The following is a 13215-nucleotide window of genomic DNA, read 5'->3' on the forward strand; positions in this document are numbered from 1 at the left end:
TTTTTAAAAGCCCCTAAGGTATCCAGAATCTGAAAAGTAATCTCTGTTCTTGAGGATTCGAAATCCGCAGCTCTGGTTTCTGATTCAATATAATTGGCAAAATAATAAACACTTATTTGTTGAAGTCAATTTCATAGATATGCGCCCATAATTTACCGGTAATATAAACCTTATCGGCAATCGGGTCGTAAGCGATCCCATTCATTTCCAAAGCGCCACGATTCATATTTTGCTCGCTGATGCAAACTTTAGTCAGGTCTAATTTACCTACCACATCCCCAGTGGAAGGGTCTATTTTAACGATAAAATTAGTCCCATATACATTGGCATAGATATAACCTTTGATAAATTCCAGTTCATTGAGCTGCGTTAGTGGTTGTCCGTTTTCACTAACGGAGATGGTCTTTAAAGGCGACATGGTATTCGGGCTGATATAAGTCAGGTTATCAGTTCCATCACTCATAATTAAGCTTTTATCATCGGTAGTGAGGCCCCAGCCTTCTAAATTCGCATACCTGAATTCCGATATCTTTTTGAAAGTGGTCGCATCATAGATGAAACCCAGTTGATTTTTATAAGTCAGCTGGTATAATTTGTTTTTTAAAACGGCAATCCCTTCCCCAAAATATTTCGATTTGTCCAGCGCTACCTTAATTTCCAGCTTTCCTGTGGACAGGTTTTGTATACCGATTAAACTGCGGGTATTAACCAATTCGAGCGGGGCACCGGTACTTTCCATCAACCGACCGCGGTGAAACAAGAAACCCTCCGTAAATAAAGAGTTATCATGTGGAAAACTATTGGTCACATAATGGCTGATGACAGACATCGTTCCATTTTGCTGCGCTTCATTTCTCACAGCCCCGGCTTGCTGGTTATTCCGGCAACCGATCATCACAACCAATAGTAAGCCACAGGCGAATGTTCTTTTCATCGTAGGAAAGATATAGATAATTTATAAGGTAAGCCAGGAGATTAGTTCTACCGGCTCTGCCAAACTCCAGGCATGCGGATGTCTTTGTCCTCCGTATCTATAGCCACGATCATTTGTGAGGATCAATTCCACCTGATTTTCTTTATCCTTTTTCAATAAGCGATTCACATACCCCGCTTCATCTACGACATTGATATCGGAGTAATCAAGCCCCCTGTTTTTTATCCACCAAAGTATATCAGGTTCTGCATACAAACGCAAGGCCGTGGTTTTATAATCCGGTAATTGTTTAAAATCCATACCAGGCGTATAAATAGAGTTGGTATTATTTAAAGATTCTATTTCTTTGATCAACAGCTGTTCTCCCAACCGCGAGAACGACTGGTACATCCTGTTCATATCCAATGGCGGATCTATGGCAAAGATTTTCTTAGGAATAGGAAAAGCCTTTCCCTGATTCTTTTGCTGGTGTGTATAATAAGCGATTACGGTGGTTCCTCCGATAGAAAATCCACCCAGATATAAGGGCACAGTGGCTTTTAACTTATTTACAGCATAGAAATGGATGATCATCTGCCCGAGTCTGTTGGTTGCGGCTTCAGTAATGCTAAACTTGTCGCTTTTTGGCGATAAAGCCGGCATGATCACTGCAATATCTTTTTTCAGGGCTTCTTGTACGATGGAAGTTTGGGCGGTTACCGAATAAGGATGTTCTCCAAATCCGGGAACCAATACCAACACTCCTTTGATCACCGACGTTGCCGGCATTTCGGGCAAATAATAGCAATCTTTCCCAAATAGTTTTTCATTGACGACCTTTTCTGGTCCTTGCGCCATACTATTGGAAACAAATACAATGATTAGTACGCAAGCCCTTACAATTAATTTCAGCATGATTATTTTTTCTGCCTGTAAGGTATTGTACAAATCTGATATATCAAATCCAAAAGCAGCAGCAAATCATAGCATCGTTACTTATTATCGGGGTACATGGCCATCCGTGTGACGCGATGAAAAGCGGAGACACTAGGCGCAGTAATTTCCAGATCATAAATCACCTCCTTTGTTTTAGGATCAAGCTCTACAATCCGGCCACCTAAACCCTTATTGGTCGTCACGCCCATACCCGGACAAAACATCACATGACCAGTTTTCGGCAAATACTGCACCCCGGAAAGTGCCGCAGAAAAACCTTTTTCCCCTCTGCTTTCTCCGTATGCCCATACCTGCTGTACCGTTCGCTTCGCCTCATCTACCTTATATTCTACAATCCTGCTGTAACCACTGCTACTACCCAGGGTTTGATTCTGAAAATGGCGGTTGTATCCATTATCAAAAACCAGGATATTGCCGTTAGGCATCCACACAGGCGTATGCATGCCCCATGACCAGTCGAAATCAGGATGGGCAAGCTCACCGGAAATCACTTTTTGGTCTGTAATTAACACTCCACGGCCATCTACCGGCGCTAACAAATATTGCTGATAAGCAGTGCTCCAGTTTTTATGCGGAGAAATGATCCATTTCACTGCTCCTCCCCTGGTAAAGGATGTAATTCCCTGAAAACGTACCGTAGCCAGAAAATCATCGCCCATTGTGGCAATAGAATTATTATGTGCCCAATTTCCTGGTGTTTGCGAATAATCTATTCCGGCCAGATCAGCTTTATGGTCGTAACGGGAACTATCCAGCATATTCGCTAAATCCCATTCTTTCAGCACCATCCCCGATATCGGATTTAATTCTATAATATGGTCGTTGATACGTGGTTTTCCGTTGACCAAACGGGCGGCAGATTTAGAAACCGTGATCAGGAAATTGCCATTGGCAGCTTCCGTTACCTCATGATGAAAAGTATAGCCCAGCTTCCGGAGATCCCATTCGTTAACCAGATTACCGAACATATCTATTTCCACAATCCGACTTCCCTGTCCGTCGCCACTGAGGAAATTCCCATTCTTCATTCGTTTTAACCCAATGGAGGCGGCAAGTCTTTGCAGTTTGGGCGATTGCTTTAACAACAATATCCAACGGATTTCTCCATCGGCATCCAGCATATAAGGGCAGGAAACATCCAGTTCACTTTCTCCGGGATAGCTCACCAGGTTTAATCCGGGTTCCATTTTATCTTTCTGCGCCACAATGGTTTCGAAGGTTGGAAAAGCTTTCACATCCAGCGCGGCTGTTTGTATCTGAACACGGGTACGGCCCCGTTCCTTGCCCTCCATATCTGTAAAAATAAGGTCTACCTGATTGTTGTAATTGGCATAAAGCCCGAATACAGGGATCACTTGCCGGGGATTTGACGCGGTAAATAAATGGGTAATCGTACCTGTAGTACCCAGTTTCCCTTGTACAACCACCTGTATCCTTCCCCTACCGGGCAACAATACTTCCACTGTTGCTGATAAGGGGTTATATCCCGAAGGGTTTAATTCCCGGTCTTTCAGGATAAAATCCAGCTTATCCCCTTTTGAAAGTAAGGAAAGGCTGGTTTTATCATTAAAACTGACCACTGTTTTCCATAGCTCAGGTTGCTCCTGAATCGTCGAAATCAGTGCCTGGGGAACTGTAATATCACCTTTCTCAAAATGAAAAACATAGTACTCCTTCTCTTTCGTATAGCTGTTGAGCAAAATGCCATTATTCACCATACCTTCCAGTGAATTCTGGAACTCCTGTCCTGCTGAGGGCAGCACCTGATCTTTTTTACAGGCTATAAAAAACAGAAATGCTAAACCTAGCATTCCTGTTTTAAAAAAAATCCTTATCTCCATAATGGATGTTGCTGAATAGCAGTATTGGTATTCAGTTCATTCTGTGGAATTGGCAGATAAAAATGTTTCGCCTGGAAGTTCTCGGCGCCTTGTTTTTTATTATCCGTCAGCACCTTTTTCATTTCACTATAGTTATAAAAACGTTTCAGGTCGAAGAAGCGGTGACCTTCAAAGAAAAACTCCAGCTCATTCTGATGAATCACTTCTTTCCATAAATCGTCGGCACCTGCCCAGGTTTTATTCGCTAGTCCGGCACGGTCGCGGATCCGCTTCAAATCATTGGCAGCATCACCGGTTTTCCCGGTTTTAATCGCGGCTTCTGCATGCAATAACAGCACTTCTGCAAAGCGCATCACACGCAGGTTGTTATTCTGGTTTTTCTGACTATACATACTATTGGCATCTTTCTCATTCTTATAAAAGTTGGTAAACTTCTTAATCAGGAAGCGACCTTTTACACCATTGATGATTGGGTAATCCGGTTCACCTCTTAGTCGTTTGGTAGCCGATTCTTCCCAGATTTTATCAAAAGTCATATTGCCAAACCAGGCACCATCCGGTGTAGCCGTTTCAAAATCCGAATGTTTCCAAAAAAGACTGGTGTACATCCGTTTATCAAATTTCGAATCTGAACCTGCTGGTCTTTCTTCCGCAATAAAATCCGCTACGATAGATGCTGTTGGCATCCATTTAAACCAACCACCGGTTCCCTGCGGACCTACGAAATTGGGGATTACAAAACCTTGTGTACTGGTTGCTTCTTCCGAACCCCAAGAGCCTTCTCCAAAAGCACCATCATAAATCAGTTCAAAAACAGATTCCTTGTTTAATTCGGTATTTTCGGTAAAGTTATCCTCGAATTTAGTGGTCAGATCATAGCTATAAGGTGCTTTCATAATGATGCTCAATTCCGCTTCCGCTTCATTGTACATCTTTCTATAATTGTAGGATTTCCCTAAATAGGCAATTGCGGCACCTTTGGTTACCCTTCCGGTTTCTCCGGCAGGGCGTGTAATTGGTAAAAACTCTTTAGCAACTTTAAAATCTGCTTCAATTTGTTTCCAAACCAATTCTTCCGGAGAAGAGGCTTTCATAATTTCCTCCGCATTCTCACCCGCAGAAACTAAACGTAACGGTACATCTCCAAAATTAGTGGCCAGCAGAAAATAAGAATAGCCCCTTAAGAAACTCGCTTCGGCAGAAAGCTCATCCATTTTTGCCTGGCTCATCGGCACATTTTTGATATTTTTCAAAAGCACGTTCGCGCGGTTGATCGTGTTATACAACCTACCAAAATCACTTTCCGCAGTACTGGCGGTATTGGTATAGGTAGCTGGCTGCCAGTTGATCATTTCTTCGCCTAAAATAAACCAGACATCATCAGCACGGTTCATGGTATGCCAACCGGTATAGCCACCGAAGTAGCCATACATTTGTCCGCGGATAGGAGAATAAATAGTGGCCATTGCAGCCTGTGCATTCGCTTCTGAAACCCAGAAAGTTCTTTCTGTTGCCTGGTTTGGATTCACACGATCCAGAAATTCGGACTCTTTACAGCTCCCCATAGAGATCGCCATAACGGCAACAAAAGACAGTTGTTTCAATATATTCGTTTTCATACTTGTTGTTTTTAGGAATTCCTTGTTGGATTAGAAATTTAGTTGAAGGCCAAAGATTAAGGTTCTGGAAGAAGGGAAACGACCGTGGTCTGTTCCTCTCGACATGGTGCTCGAACCACCGCCATTCTGATCATCATTCTGACCAAGATCCGGGGTATAGCCTTTGTACTTAGTGCGCACAAATACATTATCCATAGAGGCAAAAACTCTTAAATCTCTGACATGGATTTTTTTAACCACTTCATTAGAAAAAGTATAGCCAAGTTCAATAGTTTTCAAACGGGTAAATGAACCGTCCTCTATCCAACGGTCACTCACGCGACGGCTGTTTAAATTTTCATCCTTTTGAGTAAAGCGGGGAACATCTGTATTTCTATTGTCCGGAGTCCAGGCATTCAATACGTTTGAACCGAAATTGGTAAACTCATTCATCGATTCCATACGTGCACGGGTATAGTTATAGATCTTATTGCCTTGCACACCATCAAAGAAAACAGCGAAATCAAAGCCTTTATAAGCCACACTACCACGGATACCGTAGCTGAAATCCGGGAACGGACTACCTGCATACTGACGGTCATCTTCTGAAATCTGTCCATCACCATTAAAATCTATAAAGCGGATATCCCCTGCTTTAGCATTTGGCTGAATAACTTTCCCCCCCGCAGTTTTATAGGCTTGTGCTTCTTCATCCGACTGGAATAAACCAGCGGTTTTAATCAGGTAGAATGCGCCAATCGGATCACCTACTTTTGCCCAGGTTACGGTGCCTTCTCCCTGAGGATTGTACCCACCGAATTCTTGTTTTGAACTACCAACTGTAATGGCTTTCACCGTATTTTTTACTGTAGATGCGTTTACACCGACATTGTAAGTGACTTCGCCAACGGTATTTTTATGGTTCAAAAACAATTCAAAACCTTTATTCTCGATCACACCAGCATTCATAGTCGGACTGCCGTTGATACCTGCAGAACCAGGCATTGCAATACTTAACAATACATCGTCTGTTTTCTTAACATAGTAATCTGCCGTAAGTGACAACTTGCCATTGAAGAAGCTACCATCTAATCCGATGTTACTCGTTTTAGTCTCTTCCCAGGTCAGGTTTCCCGGAGATACCCAGGTTACCCCTGTATTGCTACCCATCCAGTATTTTCCACCCTGGATATAGTTGATACCGCTACTGCTGATATTCTGAGTCGTATAATTACCGATCTCCTGGTTACCCAGCACCCCATAACTCACACGAAGTTTTAACTCATTGATTGTGTTTTTCAAATCGCCAAAGAAGTTCTCATTCATCATATTCCATCCCAAAGCAACGGAAGGGAATACGCCATAACGGTGTCCTTGTGCAAAGCGCGAAGAACCATCTCTACGCACAGAAGCAGAGAATAAATATTTCGAATCATAGCTATACATTACCCTCGAAAAAAGAGAAACTAAAGCATACTCCTGTAAAGACCCTGAAGTAGTTTGTTGCGTAGTTGCACCTGCACCGATAGAATTGGTTCCGAAAGGAATGTCGGAACGACCGGCACCGAAAGAACGGTTTGAATTTTCCTGAGCAGAATAGCCTAATAAAGCCGATACGGTATGTTTACCGAAAGTACGGTCGAAATGTAAAGTGTGTTCTAATAACCATTGGTTGCTAAAATAAGCAGATTCATTAAGTTTTGACTGAACCGCACCGGAACCAAAATTGTATGGCGAATTGAAATTATAGTTACGTCCGTTATTTCTGTTGTAACCGAAGTTGAGTTTGTATTTCAATCCTTCAATTCCCAGATCTACTTCTGCGTAAGCGTTCAATAAAATATCTGTTTTATTCAACTCATTGTCGAACAGATTAGAATAGCCAACAGGGTTATCCATATTTTTCATCCATGGGGAAATCCCTGCATAGCCACCGATCTGAGTAGGATCATAAACAGCTAATAATGGGTTTTGTCGCAATGGATCGGTGATTGTTAAGCGGTTATCTTTTTTCTCGGCAGTAGTTAATAACAAGGTATTACCCACGCGGAAATGGTTGTTAAAGAAAGAGAAGGTGTTTTTTGTACGAACGTTAAAGGCTTCATATCCTGAATTGATCAAAATACCTTTCTGATTGATATAACCGGCAGACACGTTATAAGTACTCGTTTCTGAACCTCCGGTGATGCCTAAATTTGCCTTTGTAATTGGCGCAGTACGGTAAACTTCGTCCTGCCAGTTGGTACCCTCCCCTTCAAAATTAATGGCTTCTTGTGGCAGATAACCACTTTGCTTCATAAACGTTTTCCATTCCTGCGCATTGAGTACATCCAGTTTTTTAGCAATCTTTTGCACACCGGTATATACGCTGGTGCTGATGGCTGCTGCCGTATTTTTCTTACCACCTTTTGTAGTGATCAAAACCACGCCATTTGCTGCACGGGAACCATAAATGGCCGCCGCCGCCGCATCTTTCAGGACTTCCAGTGAAGCAATATCTGAAGGATCTACCTGATTGATATCGCCATATACTCCATCAATTACATATAAAGGAGTGTTGGAACCGATAGAACTCAGACCACGAATGTTAATACTCATTCCTGCGCCTGGCTGACCGCTCACATTGGAAACGGTTACCCCGGCAATACGGCCCTGTAAGGCACCGCTGGTAGTTTTTGCCACATCGGCCTGCATTTCTTTTCCACTTAAGGAAGCGATGGCACCAGTCAGGTCTTTTCTTTTGACCGTACCGTAACCGATGACTACGACTTCATCCAACTGTTCATCAGCAGACAGAACTACCTGAATAGTCGTTGAGTTTCCTACAGTAACTTCTTGCTTCTGCATACCTACATAAGAAAACACAAGTATCTTTCCTTTGGCGGCATTGATGCTGAAATTTCCCTCGGTATTGGTCATCGTGCCACCCGGAGATCCTTTGATCACAACGGAAACACCAGACAAGGGGTTATTCTCCTTGTCTTTCACTATGCCTTTCACAGTAATTGCTTGCTGCGCCCATGAAAACAGGCTTAATGTAGCAAGAAACAGCATTAGTACAATTCTTTTCATATTTGGTTTTTATTTGGTTTATTAAGGAACGAGGCCTGGACATCCCTGAATTGCCTTTCGGCAAACAGGCGATAAGCTTCGCTGTCTCATACGGTTTAATTTGATTTGGTTTATAGGATAAAGTTAGCCGAAAAGAAAATTGAGAAATTGCATAATCTGCTCATTTGAATTGGACTTTTCGTTCTTTATTTAGGCTTGAATTGTTTAAAACAAGGCCAAAAAGAGGAAATAACGCTAAAATTGCTGCTGTCTACCTGGTAAGTGGCTGGATTTAAGACGTTAAAAAGCGCTTACACTCCTTTATTTAAACGCATGAATATCAATCAATTAACCTTTAGGAAGCCCCTGTTAAATTGTACAATTGGCTCAACAGACTTGAACTCTGCGCTCTTTTCTCCCCCTCAGATGCGGTCTATTACGCAAAAAAGGCCTTGATTTCTGAGAATCAAGACCTTTTAAAACCCAAAGTATATGGCAGTTACCAAAAAACTGCTCCTATTCGTTTGGAAGCTTAACTTAAATGATGAGTTGCTGTTGTTGCTTATGGCTGTCGCGAAACTCAGCCGGCGTAATTCCTTTTGCTTTTTTAAATACACGGTAGAAATAGGAAATGCTGTTGAATCCACAATGTGCAACGACCTCCGCAATAGGCGTAGATTTTTTTAGCTTTTGCATGGCCATATTCACCCTGAAATCGAACAGGTAATCTGTGAAATTCATTTGCGTATTGCATTTTATGAAACGAGCAAAGGTAGATCTGCTCATGTTTAAGGCCGCAGCGGCATCCGAAACGCAAATCATTTTAGAAATATTGCCGGAAATATAGCCGTGTAATTTATTGACCATAATTTCATTAGTAGTCATTTCGGGAGAAGATGCACTGGAAAGTTCCCGCAGATCCTCCCCTTTCGACAATTCATACAAGAGGATAAATAACTTCATCACGGAGTAAAATCCATCTTTTTCCATGGTAATGATCCTTAAAAGCGGAAGAATCCGTTCGATAGTTGCCGCGCCAAAAATAACGCCTTTGGCCGCACGGGTAAATAGTTCCTGAATACTTTGAAATTGCTTTTTATCTAAACATTGTTCGATTAACGAGGGATGAAACTGCAAGGTGATTTCATGGATATCGGTAGCCATTCCTTCCCCATCTTTCCAGGCGTGTTTTAATTCGGGGTTGGCGATAAACACGAGGTCTTTATCCCCAATGGTCTCGATGGAGTCGCCAACAATACGTTGCGCACCAGCTGCACCTTCTACAAAATTTAATTCATACTCGGGATGCACGTGCACTGGAAATGTAAATGATGATTTGGTGCGGTCGAAAACTACAAAACAGTCTTTCTCCGACAGCGGAGATTTTTCCCTGTATATATCTGATATCATCATTCTTTTATGCTCTATTTGGTTAGCTGATTCTAAGCTAGTTATTTTCGGGAATTATCATAGTTAATCTGATAAAAAGCAGGTAAAAGACCTGCTTTTATATTACCACCCAATAATAAAGTATTGAATCTTAGCTTGTCTTTACAAAGGTTCTCGCTGTTCAAAATCTTATTACTTAATGCATCAGATTGGCCACCTAAAAAATCCGCCCATGATGATGAGATTTCTGATAATAATCCCGTCCCTGTTACAGATTGAGCGCTTATAATGCCAATTGGATCATAATCCCAATTGCTGGGATTAACCATCATTAATATTGGAATCAGATGCAATTGATGTTTTAAATCCTAAATTAATGTACCATCTAGTTTCCTATCATAGTTAGGACATGTTTTAGAGCTCATTAAGCAGTGCTTCTAATAGAAACCCTAACCTTTGGTTTAAGATAAAATTTAACATCATCGTTGTGGAATTCAGCCTTGATCATCATCATTAGTAAAACCAAAAGACCATGTTGAAGAAAGTATTAATGCACTCCCTATTATTCTCCTTTATCTTTACTTCGTCTAAAGCCCAGGAAAAATTCGATTTCAAAAATGCCCCACAAATTAACCGGTATTTCGAATCACTGGTCAAGTCTCTGCCAAAGAAAACACTTGACCACCCCGAATTTCAATTAAGACTCTGGTTTGCAGTAAAACCATGGACCCAAGGTAATGACAGTGAAGGCCTGCTTTTAATCACTTACAAGAATAAGCAATGGAGGGCTAATAAAATCTCATTTACTAATATCAAAAGAATACAGGAGAAAAACATCATCACCACCTCCATGAAAATAAAGATGCTCCCCTTAAAATCTTTCGATATAGCCGACCAGTTCAAAGCACTAAAAGCAGATGGTTTGTTCAATGCCAAAACTATAACCGGAGACCAGATTTACGAATTAGCCATAAAAAGGGGATTTAACACAAATAAAGGATTTCCGACAGTGGAGGATGGTTTTGTGTTTACCTTTGAACTAATCTCAGACAAGGCGAAAAGAACTTTCCAAAGTCTGTACCCAAAACATTTCTATGATGGCACAGATAAACTAATCCCCGAACTCATACCAATAATTAAAATACAAGATAGACTTTTCAATATCGCAGGCATCACGCCTGGCCAGTTTTAGTCGTTTTTAACAGGGTTTTCACACACATTTCTAAAGCGCGGTAACTCTTAAAAAAATAATGGGCTGTTTTTAAGCTCATTATATGTTTTAATTTGCTTTACACAAAGTAATTGCTATTTTTGCCACCCACAAGCCACAAGGGGGATTAGCTCAGTTGGCTAGAGCGCTTGCCTGGCAGGCAAGAGGTCAGCGGTTCGACTCCGCTATTCTCCACTCTTAAAAACGTTCAGGGATCTGAAAGTTTTAGTAATACTGAGTCGGTTCCTGAAGATAAACGTTCTCGTTTATTTGATAGAAAGACAAAATGGGGGGATACCAGAGTGGCCAAATGGGACAGACTGTAACTCTGTTGTCGCAAGACTTCGAAGGTTCGAATCCTTCTCCCCCCACTCCAATAGCAAAAAACCTTTCAGTGAAAACTGGAAGGTTTTTTTGTTTTAAAATCAGATTTCCGGTACACATTGAGCACGATATCTACTCACAATACCATTATTCAATCCGAAGTAATTTAAACTCATCTATTAAAGCTATCTGATTATAAAGTACATTGAATGCTGAATTACAGTTAATACACGTTTTTATAGAATTATGAAAGGAAAGCAAACGCAATTAATGGATGGTACTGCAGTCTCTAATCCAACTGAATATTTAATACTAGGTATCGACACCTGTATATATTATGTTTTAGATGAATCGAATAACGTTGACATGCTTGGAAAGAGCCAGATTGAAATAACGGATGAAAGTAAACCAGAGTTCTGGATTGAGAAAGATGGTAGGTTACTGCCGGAAGAATGGTTTTGGGAGAACTTCTTTAATCTACATGATAGTGATCTCTCTGATGAATGGGATGAAATTTGGTTTATTACCCAATTTGCCAAAGGTCTTTCGAAATTCAATCTACCCAGCGTTCCCTTACACTTTAGACAAGCATTTGACAAAGATTATAAGATACAGTTGATCGGAAATTATCTCGAAATGGCAGGATGTTATGATAACCTTGTTGATGAATACATAGAACACAAATATACATTCGGAAAGTTCAATGATGAGCTTACCTGCTTTAGATGGTCAAATAACACTCCCGAATACTTCACAAAGAAGTTAATGTCTATAAAGACTTCTGGCTTTAATACATTAAAGGAAATATTGGAGATATTAGGAGAATCTTTTAAAAATGCAAAGATTAATATCAATGACCATTGGCTTGATATAATAAGAAATAGGGTATTGTATTCGATCTGGTCTCTATTTGGAACAAAACACTTTGAAGTTTACGAACTCATTGATACTGGACATTCATACTCAGATTACATGATAAAATATGAAGAGGAAACTTACCTACTTTCATTTGAAAGTTTTTACGGGTAAAATGAGTTTGATAGAAAGAAAAAATGATGGATACCAGAGTGGCCAAATGGGGCAGACTGTAACTCTGTTGTCGCAAGACTTCGAAGGTTCGAATCCTTCTCCCCCCACTCCAATAGAAAAACATTTCAATGAAATCTGGAAGTTTTTTTGTTTAAAGCAGATGTTCTATGCACAAATCGAGCATCATATCTAACCATAACCAACGAAAGCTATGGTAACTATAACAGTTGTCTTAGATAAGAGAAGAAAAAAAGAGATGGTACTTATCCTGTAAACTTCAGGATATACTATCAAAGTAAAACCAGTAAACGATAAGAAGCAGAACTCCAAAGGTAAATGGGTAAATGGATACAAGATCTTAAGGAAACAGTTTGATCTATCCGTAGACAGACAGTTCGAGCGTTGTTACCTTATAAAGGGTGAAGGTGGGGAGGCTCTGGCTCAATCTTATAAAGTAATATCCCTAAAATCAATGGCAAAGAGTATGAAGTTATTCAATGGAAACCATTCAGTTTACTTACCAAAAAGATGCTAAAGGAAATGTCGTTAGTATAAAGAATTCAACATCTTACATTCCTTTTAGAGAGACCGGTATCTCAAATGAAGAATATAAATTTTCATACCAATGCAACCAGTAAAACTCCTGTAAGTCCTGCCTCTAAATGTATTTTAGTATAAAACAGTTCGTATAGCAAAGCTATACTGCTGCTAGTTGATTAAGGATTGCTGAGGGGTTGATCAAGAGTTGCTCAGGAATAAGCCCTAATCAACCGTCACCAACCCCTCAGCACCCCTACGTCAACTCTTCGTCAACCAGCACCAGTATAGCATCCGTATCACACCAATATAGCCATCCTCATACAGATGATTAAGCCAGCCTAAAAAACTGATGTCGTAAGAATA

9 protein-coding genes and 2 tRNA genes are annotated in these 13215 nt (G+C 40.7%); 4 read left to right on the plus strand and 7 right to left on the minus strand.

Annotated features, from left to right (window positions below):
- Nucleotides 1–112: 112 nt before the first annotated feature.
- The 7 genes from R2Q66_RS16420 to R2Q66_RS16450 all read right to left on the minus strand — a co-directional run bounded on the left by R2Q66_RS16420 (nucleotide 113) and on the right by R2Q66_RS16450 (nucleotide 10081).
- Nucleotides 113–934: a glutaminyl-peptide cyclotransferase gene (locus tag R2Q66_RS16420; RefSeq protein ID WP_316750939.1), complete on the minus strand. Its 822-nt coding sequence runs from the start codon at nucleotides 932–934 to the stop codon at nucleotides 113–115.
- Nucleotides 935–955: 21 nt separating this feature from the next.
- Nucleotides 956–1828 (minus strand): hypothetical protein, encoded by an 873-nt coding sequence (locus tag R2Q66_RS16425; protein WP_316750941.1) that lies wholly within the window; start codon nucleotides 1826–1828, stop codon nucleotides 956–958.
- Between the two features lie 77 nt (nucleotides 1829–1905).
- Entirely contained in the window at nucleotides 1906–3681 is a 1776-nt protein-coding gene (locus tag R2Q66_RS16430; RefSeq protein ID WP_316750943.1) for an aryl-sulfate sulfotransferase, read from the minus strand.
- Between the two features lie 20 nt (nucleotides 3682–3701).
- Nucleotides 3702–5330, minus strand: a complete 1629-nt coding sequence (locus tag R2Q66_RS16435; RefSeq protein ID WP_316750945.1) for a RagB/SusD family nutrient uptake outer membrane protein — start codon at nucleotides 5328–5330, stop codon at nucleotides 3702–3704.
- Between the two features lie 30 nt (nucleotides 5331–5360).
- A complete protein-coding gene (locus R2Q66_RS16440) occupies nucleotides 5361–8381 on the minus strand; it encodes a TonB-dependent receptor (protein WP_316750947.1) in 3021 nt (1006 codons plus the stop codon).
- A gap of 516 nt (nucleotides 8382–8897) precedes the next feature.
- Entirely contained in the window at nucleotides 8898–9773 is an 876-nt protein-coding gene (locus R2Q66_RS16445; protein ID WP_316750949.1) for an AraC family transcriptional regulator, read from the minus strand.
- 38 nt (nucleotides 9774–9811) lie between these two features.
- The gene (locus R2Q66_RS16450; protein WP_316750951.1) at nucleotides 9812–10081 is read right to left on the minus strand and encodes a hypothetical protein; all 270 of its coding nucleotides are present in this window, start codon (nucleotides 10079–10081) and stop codon (nucleotides 9812–9814) included.
- Nucleotides 10082–10281: 200 nt separating this feature from the next.
- Between R2Q66_RS16450 and R2Q66_RS16455 the strand changes: the two genes are divergently transcribed.
- The 4 genes from R2Q66_RS16455 (at nucleotide 10282) to R2Q66_RS16470 (ending at nucleotide 12312) form a co-directional block, all read left to right on the plus strand.
- Nucleotides 10282–10941: a hypothetical protein gene (locus tag R2Q66_RS16455; RefSeq protein WP_316750953.1), complete on the plus strand. Its 660-nt coding sequence runs from the start codon at nucleotides 10282–10284 to the stop codon at nucleotides 10939–10941.
- A gap of 139 nt (nucleotides 10942–11080) precedes the next feature.
- Nucleotides 11081–11154: transfer RNA gene (locus R2Q66_RS16460), tRNA-Ala, on the plus strand.
- A 93-nt stretch (nucleotides 11155–11247) separates the two neighbouring features.
- Nucleotides 11248–11330, plus strand: a tRNA-Tyr gene (locus tag R2Q66_RS16465).
- 199 nt (nucleotides 11331–11529) lie between these two features.
- Nucleotides 11530–12312 (plus strand): hypothetical protein, encoded by a 783-nt coding sequence (locus R2Q66_RS16470; RefSeq protein ID WP_316750955.1) that lies wholly within the window; start codon nucleotides 11530–11532, stop codon nucleotides 12310–12312.
- Nucleotides 12313–13215: the final 903 nt, after the last annotated feature.

The organism is Pedobacter gandavensis, assembly GCF_032677645.1.
Lineage (GTDB): Bacteria > Bacteroidota > Bacteroidia > Sphingobacteriales > Sphingobacteriaceae > Pedobacter > Pedobacter gandavensis_A.

Excerpts from the sequence above, each read along its gene's own strand:
- R2Q66_RS16420 (WP_316750939.1), bottom strand. The coding sequence starts at position 934 with ATGAAAAGAACATTCGCCTGTGGCTTACTATTGGTTGTGATGATCGGT.
- R2Q66_RS16425 (WP_316750941.1), bottom strand. The coding sequence starts at position 1,828 with ATGCTGAAATTAATTGTAAGGGCTTGCGTACTAATCATTGTATTTGTT.
- R2Q66_RS16430 (WP_316750943.1), bottom strand. The coding sequence starts at position 3,681 with ATGCTAGGTTTAGCATTTCTGTTTTTTATAGCCTGTAAAAAAGATCAG.
- R2Q66_RS16435 (WP_316750945.1), bottom strand. The coding sequence starts at position 5,330 with ATGAAAACGAATATATTGAAACAACTGTCTTTTGTTGCCGTTATGGCG.
- R2Q66_RS16440 (WP_316750947.1), bottom strand. The coding sequence starts at position 8,381 with ATGAAAAGAATTGTACTAATGCTGTTTCTTGCTACATTAAGCCTGTTT.
- R2Q66_RS16445 (WP_316750949.1), bottom strand. The coding sequence starts at position 9,773 with ATGATGATATCAGATATATACAGGGAAAAATCTCCGCTGTCGGAGAAA.
- R2Q66_RS16450 (WP_316750951.1), bottom strand. The coding sequence starts at position 10,081 with ATGATGGTTAATCCCAGCAATTGGGATTATGATCCAATTGGCATTATA.
- R2Q66_RS16455 (WP_316750953.1), top strand. The coding sequence starts at position 10,282 with ATGTTGAAGAAAGTATTAATGCACTCCCTATTATTCTCCTTTATCTTT.
- R2Q66_RS16470 (WP_316750955.1), top strand. The coding sequence starts at position 11,530 with ATGAAAGGAAAGCAAACGCAATTAATGGATGGTACTGCAGTCTCTAAT.